17 protein-coding genes and 1 tRNA gene are annotated in these 16,220 nt (G+C 58.8%); 7 read left to right on the forward strand and 11 right to left on the reverse strand.

Translation table 11 applies throughout. From position 1 onward, the window contains the following. Positions 1-229: 229 nt before the first annotated feature. On the forward strand, positions 230-1,120 hold the full coding sequence (locus CFB10_RS02170; protein ID WP_020012668.1) for an NAD(P)-dependent oxidoreductase: 891 nt from the start codon (positions 230-232) through the stop codon (positions 1,118-1,120). A gap of 8 nt (positions 1,121-1,128) precedes the next feature. Here CFB10_RS02170 and CFB10_RS02175 read toward each other — a convergent pair whose 3' ends face one another. Genes CFB10_RS02175 through CFB10_RS02185 form a run of 3 tightly spaced genes read right to left on the reverse strand, consistent with a single transcriptional unit; the run spans position 1,129 to position 2,448 of the window. Continuing rightward, entirely contained in the window at positions 1,129-1,737 is a 609-nt protein-coding gene (locus CFB10_RS02175) for an ATP-dependent Clp protease proteolytic subunit (protein WP_020012669.1), read from the reverse strand. Positions 1,738-1,780: 43 nt separating this feature from the next. After that, positions 1,781-2,137, reverse strand: a complete 357-nt coding sequence (locus CFB10_RS02180; protein WP_020012670.1) for an SRPBCC domain-containing protein — start codon at positions 2,135-2,137, stop codon at positions 1,781-1,783. Next, positions 2,134-2,448 carry a helix-turn-helix transcriptional regulator gene (locus CFB10_RS02185; protein ID WP_006697387.1) on the reverse strand — a complete coding sequence of 105 codons (315 nt, stop codon included), beginning with the start codon at positions 2,446-2,448 and terminating at the stop codon, positions 2,134-2,136. Before CFB10_RS02185 ends, CFB10_RS02180 begins: the two co-directional genes overlap by 4 nt. A gap of 156 nt (positions 2,449-2,604) precedes the next feature. On the opposite strand from CFB10_RS02185, the gene CFB10_RS02190 reads away from it, so the two are divergent. Further along, a complete protein-coding gene (locus tag CFB10_RS02190) occupies positions 2,605-4,161 on the forward strand; it encodes a phospholipase D family protein (RefSeq protein WP_020012671.1) in 1,557 nt (518 codons plus the stop codon). Between the two features lie 22 nt (positions 4,162-4,183). Here the strand turns inward: CFB10_RS02190 and CFB10_RS02195 are convergent, their stop codons facing one another. From CFB10_RS02195 to CFB10_RS02215, 5 genes are all read right to left on the reverse strand, one after another. Next, complete coding sequence (locus CFB10_RS02195; protein WP_003502949.1) at positions 4,184-5,017, reverse strand: response regulator; 834 nt, start codon at positions 5,015-5,017, stop codon at positions 4,184-4,186. Between the two features lie 160 nt (positions 5,018-5,177). Further along, positions 5,178-7,691 carry an FAD-dependent oxidoreductase gene (locus CFB10_RS02200; RefSeq protein WP_020012672.1) on the reverse strand — a complete coding sequence of 838 codons (2,514 nt, stop codon included), beginning with the start codon at positions 7,689-7,691 and terminating at the stop codon, positions 5,178-5,180. Positions 7,692-7,906: 215 nt separating this feature from the next. Continuing rightward, positions 7,907-8,269: a hypothetical protein gene (locus tag CFB10_RS02205; RefSeq protein WP_026364123.1), complete on the reverse strand. Its 363-nt coding sequence runs from the start codon at positions 8,267-8,269 to the stop codon at positions 7,907-7,909. Next, the gene (locus CFB10_RS02210) at positions 8,239-9,561 is read right to left on the reverse strand and encodes a hypothetical protein (RefSeq protein ID WP_244559842.1); all 1,323 of its coding nucleotides are present in this window, start codon (positions 9,559-9,561) and stop codon (positions 8,239-8,241) included. The genes CFB10_RS02205 and CFB10_RS02210 overlap by 31 nt, the downstream gene beginning before the upstream one ends. Positions 9,562-9,793: 232 nt before the next feature. Continuing rightward, complete coding sequence (locus CFB10_RS02215) at positions 9,794-12,439, reverse strand: mechanosensitive ion channel family protein (protein WP_026364125.1); 2,646 nt, start codon at positions 12,437-12,439, stop codon at positions 9,794-9,796. Positions 12,440-12,586: 147 nt separating this feature from the next. Between CFB10_RS02215 and CFB10_RS02220 the strand changes: the two genes are divergently transcribed. Beyond that, complete coding sequence (locus CFB10_RS02220; protein ID WP_003524764.1) at positions 12,587-12,841, forward strand: GlsB/YeaQ/YmgE family stress response membrane protein; 255 nt, start codon at positions 12,587-12,589, stop codon at positions 12,839-12,841. Positions 12,842-12,996: 155 nt separating this feature from the next. Next, positions 12,997-13,072: transfer RNA gene (locus tag CFB10_RS02225), tRNA-Lys, on the forward strand. A 171-nt stretch (positions 13,073-13,243) separates the two neighbouring features. Here CFB10_RS02225 and CFB10_RS24165 read toward each other — a convergent pair. Then, complete coding sequence (locus CFB10_RS24165; protein ID WP_244559843.1) at positions 13,244-14,023, reverse strand: hypothetical protein; 780 nt, start codon at positions 14,021-14,023, stop codon at positions 13,244-13,246. A gap of 135 nt (positions 14,024-14,158) precedes the next feature. On the opposite strand from CFB10_RS24165, the gene CFB10_RS02235 reads away from it, so the two are divergent. The 3 genes from CFB10_RS02235 (at position 14,159) to CFB10_RS23940 (ending at position 15,304) form a co-directional block, all read left to right on the forward strand. Beyond that, entirely contained in the window at positions 14,159-14,410 is a 252-nt protein-coding gene (locus CFB10_RS02235) for a hypothetical protein (protein ID WP_026364126.1), read from the forward strand. Positions 14,411-14,611: 201 nt separating this feature from the next. After that, positions 14,612-14,842 (forward strand): hypothetical protein, encoded by a 231-nt coding sequence (locus CFB10_RS02240; protein ID WP_006315379.1) that lies wholly within the window; start codon positions 14,612-14,614, stop codon positions 14,840-14,842. Between the two features lie 273 nt (positions 14,843-15,115). After that, a complete protein-coding gene (locus CFB10_RS23940) occupies positions 15,116-15,304 on the forward strand; it encodes a hypothetical protein (RefSeq protein ID WP_020012681.1) in 189 nt (62 codons plus the stop codon). Positions 15,305-15,445: 141 nt separating this feature from the next. On the opposite strand, the gene CFB10_RS02250 is transcribed toward CFB10_RS23940, so the two are convergent. Together CFB10_RS02250 and CFB10_RS23945 are read right to left on the reverse strand one after the other, a co-directional pair. Next, entirely contained in the window at positions 15,446-15,694 is a 249-nt protein-coding gene (locus CFB10_RS02250) for a hypothetical protein (protein WP_020012682.1), read from the reverse strand. Positions 15,695-15,847: 153 nt separating this feature from the next. Further along, on the reverse strand, positions 15,848-16,006 hold the full coding sequence (locus CFB10_RS23945; RefSeq protein WP_003502964.1) for a hypothetical protein: 159 nt from the start codon (positions 16,004-16,006) through the stop codon (positions 15,848-15,850). Positions 16,007-16,220: the final 214 nt, after the last annotated feature.

Below are 16,220 nucleotides of genomic sequence, written 5' to 3' on the forward strand. Positions count from 1 at the left end.
GAATTCAAGCCGGGTTTCATCCCGGCTTTTCTTTCGGTTCATGCCATTGGCCAATTTTGACATCCTGAGTGGCCAAAAGTACTTGTGCTTTGAGGTTCGTGGGTTCACGTATCAAAGGGTTAGAGCGGGAGTGGCCAGTATTCGGTTACATTTCTCATCTGATCATCCGGATGCACCCCTGAAAGGCAGCGCATGGCGCTGCCTTTTGTGTTGATATGGAGGCAACATCATGCGGATAGTGCTCACGGGCAGTTCCGGTCGGGTCGGCCGTGCGATTTTCAGCGCCCTGGCCGGCAGGCACGATGTTACCGGCATTGACCGCTCCCCCTTCTCCACCACCCATATCGTTGGCGATTTCGCAGACAGGGCGCTCCTGCATTCCGCTCTCGAGCGCGCAGACGCGGTGATCCATACGGCGGCACTCCACGCCCCGCATGTCGGCATCGTTCCGGACGCGGAATTTCAGCGCATCAACGTCGACGGGACCCGCATGCTGGCGGAAGCGGCCATGGCGGCAGGCGTGCCACGGCTGGTTTTCACCAGCACCACGGCGCTTTATGGACACGCCGTATCTGCAGGATCCTGCACATTCATCGATGAAGAGACGCCGCCCCGGCCGAAAAGCATCTATCACCGCACCAAGCTCGAAGCCGAGCAGGTGCTGGCGGAGATGGCGGGCCCGCATCTCGCCGTGCGCGTGCTGCGCATGTCCAGAAGTTTCCCGGAGCCCGCCGATGTGATGGCGGCCTACCGGCTGCATCGCGGCGTCGATATCCGCGATGTCGCCGACGCCCATCTGCTGGCGCTGAGCAATGCGGGAGACGATTTCCAACGCTATATCATATCGGCCGCCACCCCGTTTTCCGCTGATGACTGCGACATCCTCGCTCGGGATGCAGCCTCCATCCTGCGGCAGCGGACCCCCGCCCTCGCCGCCGCTTTCGCGCAGATGGGATGGACGTTGCCGGCGACCATTGACCGGATCTATTCACCCGCACGCGCCGCAGAGGGGCTGGGCTGGACATCCCGCTTCGGTTTCGAGGAATTAGTGGCTGAGCTTGCCCGGCGCAGCCTGGAAGTCCTGCCAGCAGGCGCCAATATCAGCCGGAAATCCGAGTAAGCACAGCCCTATGCCGCCGCATCCTCACGTACTTCCAGAATGCGGTCGATAAGGCCCCATTCCAGAGCCTCCTGCACCGTCATGAAGCGGTCGCGATCCATCGCCCTCTCGAATTCCTCGTAGCTACGCCCGCAATGCTCGGCGTAAAGCCGCGTCATGCGGTGTTTTGTCTGCCTGATTTCCTCGGCGTGGATGAGCATGTCCGACGCCTGCCCCTGAAAGCCGCCCGATGGCTGATGAATGAGGATGCTCGCATTGGGCAGCGCCGCCCGTGTGCCGGGTTCGCCCGCCATCAGCAGGAACGAGCCCATGGAACGGGCCGTTCCCATGCACAGCGTATGCACCGGCGCGCGAATGTAACGCATGGTGTCATACATGGCGAAACCGCTGGTCACCATGCCACCCGGCGAATTGATGTAGAGATGGATCGGCTTCTTCGGGTTTTCCGCTTCAAGAAACAGCAATTGCGCGCAGACCAGCGCGGAAACCGTATCGTTCACCTCGCCATTGAGGAAGATGATCCTCTCCCGCAGCAGGCGGGAGTAGATGTCGAAAGACCGTTCTCCCCTTGACGATTGTTCGACTACCATAGGGACGAGTTGCATCGTTTCGCGCATCGGCGAACTCCTGTCGTTTAAGAATATCGGGAAACGTGCCGGATCAGGCGGCGAGCTTGATCGGCGAACCGTTGTGGTTTGCGGCGGCCTTCGTCATGCAGCCGGTATTTACGGGCAGGTCATGAATGATGCGCAGGCGGGTGCCGCCACGGTCATTCGTTGCGATCCGGAACGTGACGGTGCTTTCCAGAAATGGCGGATGATCCTCCCGCAGCCGGTAGCAGACCTCCTGCCCCGGCGTCGTCTTTATCGCCTCTGGTTCCGCCAGGGCCTGCCTCGGCAACCAGTGTTCGCGAAAGGCGGGAATGCTGATCGCACGCCACACTTTCTGCGGCGGCTCGTCCAGATCATATTCAAGCTCCAGACCGCTTTTCGGTGCTTCCGGTGTTTGCCTGTTCATTGATCCATATCCTTCAGCAGGAGCTTCAGAGCCTCGATGCGCTGCGGCCAGTAGGCGCGATATTTGCCGAGCCATGCCGCAATGCGGGTCAATCCTTCCGGATCGACCTCATAATTGACGAAACGGCCCTGCCGCCTTTCAACCACCAGCCCCGCCCCGCGCAGGACCGAAAGATGCTGCGACATGGCCGGCTGGCTGATCTCGATGCCTTCACGCAAGGCGGAAGCGTTCATGGCGCCGTCCGCCAGTTTTTCGAAAATGGCGCGGCGTGTCGGATCGGCCAGCGCACGGAAAATATCATTCTCAGTCATGACAACACATAAGCACACACTTATCTTAATCACAAGTCCCTTCGACGGGCGGAAGACAGCGTTTTTCATCCACAACGTCCAATGCCGTGAACGCTTTATCTCCTCGCGCGTTTTCATTGCGCCTGATACTCTTCGGGCCGGGAGCGATCAAAACAAGTGACTGCATTTACGGTCTTCATCATCATTCTTCTCCTGGTCATAGGACCGAGCCTGTTCGTCGTCATCGGCAAGCAGCGGGAAAGGGCCATTCCCAAACGCCCCTCCACCGCCATGCCCGTTGCCGAGGATGAAACGGCGCTGGACCGGCACTGGCAGTCGATCAGAAACGGCTGGAACGAGAAGAATGCGCTCTGCCTCTTACATTCCAATCTCGATGCCTTTGCGGTGCGAGTGGCGGCGGCCCGGGCGGCGGGGCGCAGCCTCGATCTCATGTATTACATGTGGAATGCCGACCTGACCGGACGGCTGATGATGCGTGAGGTGATCGCCGCCGCCGATCGCGGCGTGCGCGTGCGTCTGCTCCTCGACGATCTCGGCGTTTCCATTTCCGACCGCATCTTCCACGCCATCGACAGCCATCCGAATATCGAACTCAGGCTGTTCAATCCCACCCGGGCGCGGGAAAACATGCTGCATCGAGGCATCGAGCTGGCGCTGCGTTTCCGAAGCGTCAACCGGCGCATGCACAACAAGGCGTGGATTGCCGACGGGCGGGCCGTGATCGTCGGCGGGCGCAATATTGGCGACGCCTATTTCGATGCCGCCGAGCGCGCGAATTTCCATGATTTCGATATTCTCGGTTTCGGCAGCATCGTCGCCGACGCCACCGAAATCTTCGACGATTACTGGAACAGCGCCGTTTCCGTTCCCGTGCGTTCCCTGCTTTCACGCAGGCCAAACAAACTCGCCAAATTGCGCCGCGAACTGGATGCCCTGCCGAAAAGCGAGGCGGCCAAACCCTATCTGGAACGCGTCGAAAGCCAGTATGGCCGCGATCATTTTCTGATGTCGGACCGCCTGCACTGGGTTGAGGCGGCGGATATCCTTGCCGATCCGCCGGAGAAAGCGGCGGGTAAACGCCGCAAGGGCCACAACTTCCTGATGGAAAGCCTGCTGCCGCTGATGCAGGCAGCAGGCGACAGCCTGCATATCACCTCCCCCTATTTCATTCCCGGCAAACAGGGGGTGGGGATATTCCTGCAACTCGCCGAAAACGGCGTGTCAGTCGCCATCCTCACCAATTCGCTGGCGGCGACCGATGTTGCCGCCGTTCACGCCGGTTATGCCCGCTATCGAAAACCGCTCCTCTCCGGCGGGGTGCAGCTGCATGAGCTGCGCGCGCAGGCGGATCAGTCGAACTTCACCCTGCGCGGTTCGGGACAGGCGAGCCTGCACACCAAGGCCTTCACCCGTGATGGCAAGACCGGCTATATCGGCTCGCTCAATTTCGATCCACGCTCCGCCTCGCTTAATACGGAAATGGGCGTCGTGTTCAACTCGGCCCCGCTGGTCGCCCGTATGGATGAGATATTCGCCGACGAAATCCGCCGCACCATGAGCTTCGAGCTGGAAATCGACAAAGGCAGGCATATTGTCTGGATGACGGAAGAACAGGGCCGGACGAAAACCTACCGGCGCGAACCCGACGCCGCCATCAGCCGCCGCATCGTCGCCGGTATCATGCGCTTCCTGCCGTTTGAATCGCAGCTTTGACAGGCCGTCACGCCGCTCCCCGTCAGGCCGCCGGCCTTACCCCCGCTTTCGCCAGCTGTATCTGAACCAGCGTATCGAGGTTCTGGTTGACGCGGCAATAGAACTCCTCGTCAATGAAGGGCCGCAGCATGAAATCATTGCCGCCCGCCTTGAGGAACCGTGCGGAAAGCAGCCGGTTTGTGGAGGACGAGACGCCGATGATACGCAGCTCATGCGACCCGCGTACGGTGCGGATGCGCCGCGTCAGTTCGAAGCCGTCAATATCGGGCATGTTATAGTCGGTCACCACGAGGCCGATATCGGAATTGGCCTTCAGGATTTCGAGCGCCTTGGCGCCGCTATCTGCCAAGCTGACGCGGAAATTATAGCGCTTGAGACGGCTCGAAAGCAGCGCCCGCGCTGTCGGGCTGTCATCAACGATCAGCACATGGTGGCGGTGGTTGGTGAGAAAACGGCAGACGGATTCCGTCAGCATATCCACGGCGAAAATATTGTCCTTCAGGATATAATCGACCACATCCTTGGCGATCAGCGTTTCGCGCGTCCCCTCGTGAAAGGTGCTGGTGAAAACGATGGTCGGGATCGAAAGATCGATCAGATATTCCAGCGCCTCGCCCTTTTCCGCCCCCGGCAGATTGATGTTGGAAATCGCCAGCGTCACCGGTTCGGGAGAATGTTCGTAACAGGCCTGCAACTCTTCAAAAGAGCGGCATACCTCCACGGAAACGCCCAGCATCTCCTTGAGACGCAGGGTCACCATCTGGGTGAACACGTTGCTGTCTTCCGCCAGCAAAATGCGGTTGTTGGTGAAAGGCACGCCAGAATATTGCATGCCCGTAATGCCCAGGAAATTCATTCTACCCCGATCCCCCATCGTATGTCAGGGAAAGATAGCAGGCTCATTTTTCAGAATGATTAATAACACTTTTGCGTGAAAGCCAGTTGAGCACATGCTTACTTAAAAGGAAATACGGCCCGCGAGGGGCCGTATTCCGACTTTGGGAGGGGATGTGGTCTTATACGCGCAGAAGCGCATTTTCGGTGTCGAACGGGCTCTCTTCAACCACTTCGGCATCATAGGACGTGCCGAGAATGCGGATCTTGAGCTTGGTGCCGACGGCCGCGTATTCCGGCTTGAGCATGGCAAGCGCGATGGATTTGCCCATGCGCCAGCCGAACCCACCGCTTGTTGCACGACCGGCAAGCGCGCCGTTTTCATCGAAGATCGCTTCCGAACCGCGCGCATCGACATCCGTATTGCCCGACACAGTCAGCGTCGAGAAGACCGACTTCAGGCCCGCCTCCTTGTAGGCCACCAGTGCGTCGCGGCCGATGAAGTTCTTCTCCGGGCGCAGGAAACGGTCGAGACCCGATTCATAGGCGTTATATTCGACCGACAGTTCGCGGCCCATGTTGCGGTAGGATTTTTCGAGCGACATGGACACCATGGCCCGGATACCGAAAGGCTTGATGCCGAATTCAGCGCCCGCTTCCATGAGCCGGTCAAAGATGTAGTTCTGCATCTCGATCGGATGGTGCAGTTCCCAACCCAGTTCGCCCACGAAGTTGACGCGCAGCGCATGCGCCGTCGCCACGCCGACGGAAATTTGCTTGCCGGTGAGCCAGGGGAAATCCTTGTTATCAAGGCTGGTGCGGGTGAGCTTCTTCAGGAGATCGCGCGACTTCGGACCGGCCAGAACCAGCACGCCGTATTTCTGCGTGATCGGCTGCAGCACCACGGACCCGTCGGTGGGCGCAAGACGGCGCAGCACGTCATGGTCATGCGTCTCGAGACCACCGGCCGAAACCATGTAGAAGCGGCCCGGCGCCCACTCATAGACGGTGAATTCCGCCTTTACGCCGCCAGTCGGCGTCAGAAGATGGGTGAGCGCGATGCGACCGCGCTTCTTCGGCACCGCATTGGCAAGAATGCTGTCGAGCCATGCCCGCGCACCGGGGCCAGAAACCTCCATCTTCGCGAAGGCCGACATATCAAGCACGCCGACATTCTGGTGAACGTTCTTCACCTCGTTGCCGACATGTTCGAAATAATTCGAGCGGCGGAAGGACCATTTTTCAACGATACGGCCGTCATCCAGAGCCGGCGCGTGATTGTGGCTGGTGATGACATCGGCGCCGACGCCGAGATCTTCCTCGCGCAGCGCATAACCTTCCGGCGCATACCAGTTGGCGCGTTCCCAGCCATAAACCGAGCCGAACACGCCGCCGAGCTTCTTCAGGCGGTCATAAACCGGCGTCGTCTTCAGCGGGCGGGCGGCGGAGCGCTCCTCATCCGGATAATGCATGGTAAAGACGTTGGCATAGGCTTCCTCATTCTTGGCGATGAGGTAACCTTCCGTTGCGTAAGGCCCGAAGCGGCGCGGATCGACACCCATCAGATCGAGCGTCGGTTCACCGTCGACGATCCACTCGGCCAGCTGCCAGCCGGCGCCGCCGGCGGCGGTGATGCCGAAGGAATGACCTTCGTTCAGCCAGAAATTCTTCAGGCCCGGTGCGGGACCAACGATCGGGTTGCCGTCGGGCGTATAGGCGATCGCGCCGTTATAGACCTTCTTGATGCCCACTTCGCCGAAGGCCGGAACGCGCACCATGGCGGTTTCGATATGCGGCATCAGGCGGTCGAGTTCTTCCTGGAACAGCTCATATTCGCTGTCGTCGGAGGGACCGTCGACATAACAGACCGGCGCGCCGACTTCGTAAGGACCGAGGATCAGACCGCCCGCTTCTTCGCGCATGTACCAGGCCGAGTCGGATTCGCGCAGAACGCCCATTTCCGGCAGGCCCTGGCGGCGACGTTCCTGAATGGCCGGATGCGGCTCGGTAACGATGTACTGATGCTCGACCGGGATGACCGGAATGTTGATGCCGACCATCTCGCCGGTCTTGCGGGCAAAGGAGCCCGTGCAGGAGATGATATGTTCGGCGATGATCTCGCCCTTATCCGTCGTCACCTTCCAGTGACCGTCTTCCAGCTGCTCGATGGCGGTGACAGTCGTGTTGCGGTAGATGGTCGCCCCGCGATCACGCGCGCCCTTGGCCAGCGCCTGCGTCAGATCGGCGGGCTGGATATAACCGTCATCCGGATGCTGGATGGCGCCCAGCAGGCCGTCCGTCTCGCAGAGCGGCCAGATTTCCTTCACCTGCTCCGGCGTCAGCATGTTGACGCGCACACCGATAGTCTCGGCGATGCCGGCATAATACATATATTCGTCCCAGCGATCCTTGGTGCGGGCGAGACGGATGTTGGAGACCTTGGAGAAGCCGACATTCATGCCGGTCTCTTCCTGAAGCTCCTCATAGAACTTGACGGAATATTTGTGGATCTGGCCGACCGAATAGCTCATGTTGAACAGCGGCAGAAGCCCGGCGGCATGCCAGGTGGAACCCGAGGTGAGCTCCTTGCGCTCGATGAGAACGCTGTCGCTCCAGCCCTTCTTGGCAAGATGATAAAGCGTCGAAACGCCGACGACGCCGCCACCGATCACCACCGCCCGTGCATGTGTCTTCATTTACAGAACCCCTGAAAAGCGCCGGCCTTGCCTTATTCCGCCGACATTGGATGGGAGGAATATGAAGCGCTTGCCGGCCGTTCAGCCGCCTGATTGCGACATGGCCATAGGGTGCTGCGACAGGGAAGAAATTGCGCCATCGGGGTGGGCTTTGGTTCGACTGCCGCCGCCCCTGTGGAGACGGCGACACAGGCTGGATAGTATCGATCCGATATTCAGGGTGACCGATTCTGAAGCTGCTTCTGCATCTCAAGCATCTTGGGCTGATCCAGTTTGAATTCTTCGAACATGTTGTTGCCGGGAATAATTATCGTTTCCTTGAAAACGGAGGCTCCAGGCAGATTGTGAATGCCTCCTCCCCCTGCTGCCGGTGGTGGAGAGACCGGAGGCTTACCTGGAACACTGACGATTGGAGTTTCGCAAGGCGGAATCTCAAATTGGCAATCGGCGTTGATCGGGGAACCGTTGCCACCAACAGGCTGCGAGAGGGCATTTTGAGTACTGGCGAGAAAGAAGCAGAAAAGTCCGAACAAAATCGATGCGTTTTTCATTTCTGCGCCTCCGTTGATGTCGCGCATGCCAGCGTCGTGCCTTTTACTTTCTCATCGGCGGCTGCCTTTGCCAGATCATCCCTCCAGGCAGGTGTACTGCCGCGCATACCCAGCGAAACGGAATTGAAACCAATAACGAGGGGCCGGGCAAAACGACGTTCGGAGAAAAGGCCCGAACTATTGGCGCTGCGGATGGTATTTTCAGCAGCGAGCTTTTCCTTCACGGCGGCGTCCGCCGGGGTTTCCTTGGGTCGGTCGGTTGCCGCCGAATTCACGGCATCCTGCAATTGCTTCATGTCCGGCTTGCTACCGGCCAGATTGGCCTCAACCAACCGGCCACGGCCGTTGGTGACCTTCACACCACGCGTCAGGAATGCCTGGCGCACCACAAGCAGCCGGATGTCGTAGATGTAGCGCAGACCGCAATCCTTGGTTTCCGCACTTCTCAAAATGTCGCGGCCGAGAATATAGGACAGCTTCTCCCGCAGATATTCATCGTTACAAAGAAGCTGCGTTTTCTTGCCGGCACAAAACTGAATCAATGCGTATTGAGCGTGAAAAGGATTGATGGCGTACGTCTGAACGTTCTGCAGCTCGATTTCCTCGACATCCGCACGCGCGCCGCCGAAACCGATAGTGTTCCAGAGCCCGGCCATACCTTCCCGTCGCTCGATCTTGATAACCGGGAAAAGCACATCCTTCACCTCGAGACCCGACGTCGTGCCATTATTCTGGACTTCGGTGCGCGGCTGCGAAAGAGCAAGCTTTTCCTCACTCTGCTGCCAGGTATTGTCGCCGAAATAAGGGGCTTCCGATTTCAGGGAAAGGTATCGTCGAAGATCCGGTATCTGCGTCACCTTGACGTAGCGGCCGATGAAGGATTCGCTCTGGAGGTCGTCCGGCAGGGATTTGAACTTGTGGCCTGAATCTACGACCTCGGCGATGATATCGCCAACGTAAATGTCCTCCTGGGGCGGGTAGACCGGCGTGATACCCAACCGGCGGATGGATTCATTCCAGCGTTTGGGCAGGTAATCGTCGGTCACATCCGTCTGACCCATCAGGAAAAACAGACCCGCCGAACCTATAACGACCCCGGCCGTCAGAAGGGACAGCCGGGCGGCATGGGGCTGCATCCACGCCCAAAAACCCTTCAGTTTTTCGCGAAGAGGTGTTTTTGCGGAAACCGGGCCCGGAGGCTGGGCAGGCTGGGCAGGCTGGGCAGGCTGGGCAGGCTGGGCAGGCTGGGCAGGCTGGGCAGGCTGGGCAGGCTGGGCAGGCTGGGCAGGCTGGGCATTCTCATCGATTGGATCCGGCATTTGAACCCCGACAGAAACGAAATAAACTAAACAATAACCACAATATATCAACTTACAGTTTACATAACAATACAGTCATTACGGGTATTCCGATTATATTTTCGTGACGGCAGTCGGGCATATCCGGCCTCCATCAAGTAAAGGCAAACCCGGTGCGCCCATCATTCACCGCAAGACAGTCGGATGCGAGGCCTGCCCCGCACCCGTCCGGACCGATACCAGCCGCAGCCGCTCACTTGTCCTTGCCGGCCGCTTTTGCCGCGGCTGGCTGTTCCGCAACAGTCTTGCCGCCCGCCTTGCCGGCATCGTTCTCCGGCGCATTGCCGGCGACGGGCGACGCCGCACCCGTATGGGCCACCACCGCCTTGTCGCCCTCTTCCGAAAGCAGCGCCGCCAGCATCTGCGGATTGGCGTCGCCTTCGACGTGGATATTGAGGTTGCGCTGCGGGAACGGGATGTCGATCCCCTCCTCCCGGAAGCGCTGGAGGATGGCGATGCGCAGCGCGTTTTTCACGCCAAGCCCGTTCGACAGATCAGCGAGATGGAAACGCAGTTCGAAATCCAGCGAAAAATCGCCGAAGCGGAGGAATTCCACATGCGGCTCGGGATTGCGCAGCACCGGCGGCTGGGCGCGCACGAGTTCCAGCAGAATATCCATGACCTTCTGCGGATCGGAATCGTAAGACACGGAAACCGGGATTTCGGCGCGCATGATGCGGTTGCGGTGTGTCCAGTTGCCAACCGAGGAATTGATGAATTCCGAATTCGGCACGATGATCGATTGCCCACGGAAAGTTTCGATCTCGGTGGCGCGCACGGAAAGCCGCTTGACGGTGCCCTCCGTCGTGCCTGTTACCACCCAGTCCCCCACCTTGAAGGGTCGCTCCACCAGCAGGATAAGGCCGGAGACGAAGTTCGAGACGATATTCTGCAGGCCGAAACCGATACCGACCGAAAGGGCAGAAGCCACCAGCGCCAGGCTCGAAAGGTTGAGACCGGCCGAAGAGACGCCGAAAATGGCCGCAACTGCGATACCGAGATAACCGATACCTGTTTTGACCGAGTTGCGCACCCCGGCATCCACTTGCCCGCGCGCCATGACGTTGTTGTCCAGCCACTTCTGGAACCAGCGGGTGATGATATAACCGATGGCGAAGACGAGAACGCCGCCGAAGAGGCCGATCAGCGAAATCGAAGCGTTGCCGACGGTGATGCCGGTCAGCAGGCGATAGGCCCAGCTTTCAATATCGCCAGGCTGGAAACCCCAGGAAAACAGGATGAGCGGCACGCCGAAGGCAAGTGCTACCGCATAGATGCCGAGCCCGGCGGCAAGACCGGCCTGATCGAGCGCAACCGGGCCGAGGCCGAAACGTCGCCCAAGATAACGGCCGGCAAGGGATTCCGAAAAGGCCCCCTGCCGTGAAATCGCCTTGCCGGAGAGAATGCCGATATACATCGTCGCCAGCACCGCGCCTGTGGCGACAATCTGCGTGGCGAGGAAGCGCGCAAGACCGACATAACCCGTCAGGCAGGCGCCGATGAGAATGAGACCGCCGACCCGCAGCAGAATGACGAGCCAGCGCGGCAGACGCTGATTGCCGGTCTCGTAATCCTGCCCCTCGCCGATCACCGGCCGCAGGAACGACACAGTGAGCAGGATGAGGCCGATAATGATCGAGGCGACAAAACTCTTGGCGACGGTGACGATCAGCGGCGAATACAACGTCTCGCTGATCGTGCCGAACAGATAATCGAGCCCATTGACGAGCGCCATCAGCAGCACGGCCGAGGACAGCGTGTGTGCGCCGCGATTGGAAACCTGCAGCAGACGCCATTCCGACTGCGTCGGTGCAAAGATCGCATAGCTCAGCCGCGACACGAAATAAACGAAGCCCGTGACCGCCATGGCCCCGAACAGGATCGGCGCGATATCGGACCGCAGCACGTTGAAGTTATCGAGGAAAAACGCCGAGGTGACGAGAAACAGGAAAAGCGACAGCGACTGCACCATGGTGGACCAGAAGGCCACCGAAAGCCGTCTGAGATAGGAAGGCTCGCCCGTAAACGCCCGCCGGTCCATGCGGCTGCCGAAAAAGCGGTAACCGCCCACCAGAAACAGAAGAGCCGCCATGATCGACAGCGTCACGGCCCCGAACATCGGCAGGCGCTTGTAATTCCAGACGAAACTCGCCCAGCTGCTGAAAGCGTTGTTCAGGTTGGTCAGCTCGGTCAGAAAGGCCGAGGACGCATCACCCAGCGTCTGTGCCGAAACTTCCGTGCGCTTGAACAGCGTGGCGGCGAAAAGCGCCCGGCGAACGGCGGTGATATTGTTGGAGATCTGCGCGGCATTGGTGGCCGTGCTCTCCACCTCGCCGGCAATCGCATTCACCTCGGCCCGTTCCGCCGTCAGCCGGTTTCGCTCTTCCGTCACCATGCTGGCTTCCGGCGGCTGGTCGTCCGCAGGCGCCGCACCCAGCGCATCCAGCCGGGTCTTGATCTGGTCGAGACGGGTGCGCAGCTTGGTGTTGGCGGCGGCCGCATCGGCGGCAATGGTATCGGCCCGCCCCTTGAGGTCCACAAGCTGCACGTCGTCGCTGCCGCCCGCTTCCACCTGCCGGGCGATGGCCGCAACATCGGCCTTCCATTTCTCCAGCTCCGCCCTCGCCTGCTCGACGGTCGAAGCCTGGATCGCCACCGGGGCGGGCGATGTCGTTCCCTCCTGCGCCGCGGCGGGCATTGCCGACAAAAGACCGCCGACCAGGAAAAGCACCATGGCCATTATCGCCGCCATGGCCGTCCTTTGCCGCCGATCCCGCGTCGAGCCGTCGAACACCCGTTTGCCGTCCATCAATCCGCCCAACATCAACCGCACATCCATGCCTTTCGTCTCTTTGCGCCCGCATCAGGCTATTTAGCGCCTGCCGCGCGGAAAACCACCCGCATAAAGCGAGGTTTTCAGGAGTTTGCCTTGCTTTTCACCACGGGAATCATCACCTTTGATAATGCAGCAACATGGGAGGAAATCATGGAATCTGCTGGCATTGGCTGGATCGCAGCCATCATCATCGGTGGTGTCGCCGGGTGGCTCGCCGAACAATTCATGAAAAGCAATATGGGTGTTTTCATGAACATCCTTCTTGGAATCGTCGGCGCGATCGTCGCCAACGCCATCCTTTCCGTATTTGGAATCGTTTTGACGGGTTGGCTCGGTTATCTCATCGCCGGCTTTATCGGCGCCTGCATCCTCATCCTTATCGGCCGGGCTTTCAGACGCGGATGAATAAAAGGAAAAATCCGTAAAACCCCGGATTTTCAGGCTTTTCCAGCGCGGCTGAAATTTTTTCGTCACAAAAATCGAAGAAATTTCATTTCCGCGCTGGACAAGCCCAAACTTCCCCTTTATACGCCCCCTCACACCGCCACACGGTGCCGGTCGGGTGATTAGCTCAGTTGGTAGAGCAGCTGACTCTTAATCAGCGGGTCGTAGGTTCGAGCCCTACATCACCCACCATTAACTCCTTGATTTATCATAAAATTAACGGACGCAGCCAGCGTCGGCCTTACGGGCCGATGATGCCCTTGGGGCGGGCTGGAAGCCTTGGACCGCGTCCATAAAAAGGCGGCTTGCACCGCCTCTGTCGGTGTTCCCAAAGCGCATTGTTGATGCGGAGCTAAAAGCCCGTCAGCGGCATTGCCCCGCCAGCTCGATACCTTCCTTGATCAACCCTTCATTGACTGCAAAACCGGTCTCCCGCCGGAACTTGCTTCCGAGAACGGCAACCAGATTGCCGACATTCGGTGAGCCGTCAGCACCAAAAAGCGCAAGATTGTCATTGATCCCGACTTTCACGCTGGCCGCCATGCCTTGCGCAACGCCATCGGGGCAATTGCAGCTTCCGCACTGGCCGGCCGCAGGCGTGCCGTTTGCGGGTTTTGCGCAGAGAGGACCTTTAAAGCCTGCAGGCGGCTGCGGGCCGCCAGTGCATGATCTGCCCCAGCCGTTTCGAACCCCGACGGTGCCGAGCGTATCGCACCAGGGTGAATAGGTCTCGGCAATCTGCATTGCAGATCGCAATCCCCTGCGGTTCTTTGAGCAATAATCCCGGACAACTGCGCGCACCGACCATTTCGGATGCTCGAAGATGGCATGACCGACCCTGTCGTTGGCGACTGCCCCTTGCCAGCTTCGCCCCATAACGCATCCGTAATTATTCATTTTAACGCAACGCAAGCGGTTCTGGTGACGTTGCAGGTCCGCCGCATCGAACGTCAGGGCCTGACCATTGTAGGTCAAATATTCGGAACCAAATTTTTTCCAGTCAGGAGCCGTATCCTGAGCAACAGACGGTGATATGGCGAAGAGAAAAAAAGCGAGCGTAACAAAAACGACCCTGATCATCTGAAAATCCCCATTTATAACCCCGAAGTAATAAAACCAGAATTCCCGTAAAACGCGAGTCATATTTAAAATTCGACTTAGTGCTTTCGTCAATTCGCTGCGGCGAGAAAAGGCGTTCTTTCCTTCTCAAGGCTGCCGAAACGGTGAATATAGGTCTCGCCGTGACGCCGTTTCCCCAAAGCTGTCTTAATCATCCCTATGATCGGGGGCATGAGATTGTTCATCAACATATTGCTTTTCATTCTCGGCGCGGTCGGGAGTGGGATATGTGCGTTTTTATTGTCGGCAGCACTCGCCGATTCCGGATTTCTCGGCTCCTGTTTTGAGGGAAACTGCGCTTATGCGGCGCTTTTTATGGTGCTGCCCGTCACATGGTTCGTGCTTTTTGCGCTTTACGTGATGGCGCTGCTGATCTGGCGGCGAAAACCGTTCCGGAACGGAAGGCTCTGAAAACGAGTATGGCGACGTTCCTGCCACCCTGCGCTCGTTGACAGCGATCAAGACTTACCGTTAACGTCCGCCTGCTGGGGGATTCGCTGCCAGTGATATGCGGGCCTCACAAGATACCCGATATCACCGGCCTCTGAATGTGCATGTTCCGATTTGCGTCTCGCGTAGAATGAGCATGCCGGAAAACAGGGAGACCAAAGGATGCGGGCCGCAATCAATTCCCCGTCGCTTTCGATCGACACCATGGACTACCAGGCAGAGTGCCAGTTCGCGCTGGAGCCTTCCATTCAAGGACTGATCGAAAAAGCGGAACATGCCGGCTGGAACCGCCAGCAGGCCGCCCTTGCCATCGTCGCGCTCGCCAGCGAGCATCTCACCGATCTCTTGACCGCCGGCAGCCTTCCCGCGCCGGATCAACGCCCCCTCTCCTGAGCCCCTCCTGAAGCCGGGCGGATCAGCCTCGCGCCTTCGAAACATCATCGTGAAAATCGACGTAGCCAGCCCGGAGTGTCCCTGTCGACACTGCCGGAACAGATCCGTGCGGGGCAGCTTGGCGCGTGGAGCAAAGCCGATCCCCACGCAGTCTTTCGCGCCGCCGTGCTCAGCGTGCCGGGGGCGTATCGATTACCTGCCCGTAACCGTGCCATAGTGTTGACACAAGCCATCAATAATGAGAACATAAAGTGAACATTATGGAGGTCAGCGATGAACACAGCAGACGCAACCATAGAAAATGCCCTTTCCGTCGTCGCCCGCTCCCGCGACATGCGCGAGCGCGCGCTCGAACGACGCCGCGAACTGCAACGGCGAACGGAAGTCATCATCACCCGGCCGCTTTACGTGCTGAAAAAGAACGAAGGGCCGAAACAGCTGTCGCTGAAGCTCGACAGCTAGTCGCTCCCGAAATGCCGGAGAAGGCGCGCGAAGCAGGCCTTTACCGTTAGCATTCCTGCCTCCCCTCGTTTTCAAAAAGCAAAATCCCGCGCGGATCACCTCACGCACGGGATTTCTGAATGAAGAGGTTATTGTTCTTGTCTATTGCATGCGCTGCATTGCGGCTTCGGGCTCACCGGTCGTCGCAACCGCAGCCGGAAGGCGGTCGGTCTTTTTCAGGATGACGACAGGCTTCTCAACCGGGTCCGTTGGCGGAACGATGCTTGCAGTTTTGAATTCACGGTCTACGGCAGGAACGGAAGCGTTGATCTGTTGATGACCTGCGCATTCCGCAAACGCTGCACTGGCGGAAAAACCAAAGACAGCGGCGATAATGAGAACTGATTTCATGTCATTCTCCCTTCGCTCTTGTGGCGATCTCCAGTCTAGGTGGAGACGGGCCGGATTGAAAATCACACTTTAGAGACATCTAAAGCTTTCGATCATTTCGGCAGTCGTCGTCATCAATGTGCGGGGCCAAGTAACAGGCAAGTTTCCTCACCCTTATTTCTTCCGCACATCCAGCGGATTTCGGCAAAGCGGTCTGCGAAATATCATCGCCACATAGCTTCCCTTGAGGGAAATGAGGCTTGGCGTGTAAGTCGAAACCTTCGCCGTGTTGGCGGCCTTGATCGTTCTTCCCTCAGAGGAATTCTGCTGCATGGCACGCCTCCTTCCATAAGCGATAACGAAAATGCACCGGTCTGGTTCCGCATCGCCCTCTCTTTGCACCGAGAGAGATCGAGCCGCTGCCGCGTATTTCTTCTCCCCGCCGGGGAGAAGGTGGCCCGAACGGCCGGATGAGGGGGCTAGCGCAGAGATATACGGAGAGCTTGCCCCCTCATACCGCTGCGCGGACTTCTCCCCCTCGGGGAGA

It is taken from the genome of Agrobacterium sp. 719_389 (assembly GCF_900188475.1).
Taxonomy (GTDB): Bacteria; Pseudomonadota; Alphaproteobacteria; order Rhizobiales; family Rhizobiaceae; genus Agrobacterium; species Agrobacterium radiobacter.

Coding starts and splice junctions, on each gene's coding strand:
- CFB10_RS02220 (WP_003524764.1), top strand. CDS start 12,587: ATGGAATCTGCTGGCATTGGCTGGATCGCAGCCATCATCATCGGTGGT.
- CFB10_RS02205 (WP_026364123.1), bottom strand. CDS start 8,269: ATGCGCGACATCAACGGAGGCGCAGAAATGAAAAACGCATCGATTTTG.
- CFB10_RS02180 (WP_020012670.1), bottom strand. CDS start 2,137: ATGAACAGGCAAACACCGGAAGCACCGAAAAGCGGTCTGGAGCTTGAA.
- CFB10_RS23945 (WP_003502964.1), bottom strand. CDS start 16,006: ATGCAGCAGAATTCCTCTGAGGGAAGAACGATCAAGGCCGCCAACACG.
- CFB10_RS23940 (WP_020012681.1), top strand. CDS start 15,116: ATGAACACAGCAGACGCAACCATAGAAAATGCCCTTTCCGTCGTCGCC.
- CFB10_RS02170 (WP_020012668.1), top strand. CDS start 230: ATGCGGATAGTGCTCACGGGCAGTTCCGGTCGGGTCGGCCGTGCGATT.
- CFB10_RS02185 (WP_006697387.1), bottom strand. CDS start 2,448: ATGACTGAGAATGATATTTTCCGTGCGCTGGCCGATCCGACACGCCGC.
- CFB10_RS02235 (WP_026364126.1), top strand. CDS start 14,159: ATGATCGGGGGCATGAGATTGTTCATCAACATATTGCTTTTCATTCTC.
- CFB10_RS02210 (WP_244559842.1), bottom strand. CDS start 9,561: ATGCCGGATCCAATCGATGAGAATGCCCAGCCTGCCCAGCCTGCCCAG.
- CFB10_RS24165 (WP_244559843.1), bottom strand. CDS start 14,023: ATGACTCGCGTTTTACGGGAATTCTGGTTTTATTACTTCGGGGTTATA.
- CFB10_RS02250 (WP_020012682.1), bottom strand. CDS start 15,694: ATGAAATCAGTTCTCATTATCGCCGCTGTCTTTGGTTTTTCCGCCAGT.
- CFB10_RS02200 (WP_020012672.1), bottom strand. CDS start 7,691: ATGAAGACACATGCACGGGCGGTGGTGATCGGTGGCGGCGTCGTCGGC.
- CFB10_RS02195 (WP_003502949.1), bottom strand. CDS start 5,017: ATGAATTTCCTGGGCATTACGGGCATGCAATATTCTGGCGTGCCTTTC.
- CFB10_RS02215 (WP_026364125.1), bottom strand. CDS start 12,439: ATGGATGTGCGGTTGATGTTGGGCGGATTGATGGACGGCAAACGGGTG.
- CFB10_RS02175 (WP_020012669.1), bottom strand. CDS start 1,737: ATGCGCGAAACGATGCAACTCGTCCCTATGGTAGTCGAACAATCGTCA.
- CFB10_RS02240 (WP_006315379.1), top strand. CDS start 14,612: ATGCGGGCCGCAATCAATTCCCCGTCGCTTTCGATCGACACCATGGAC.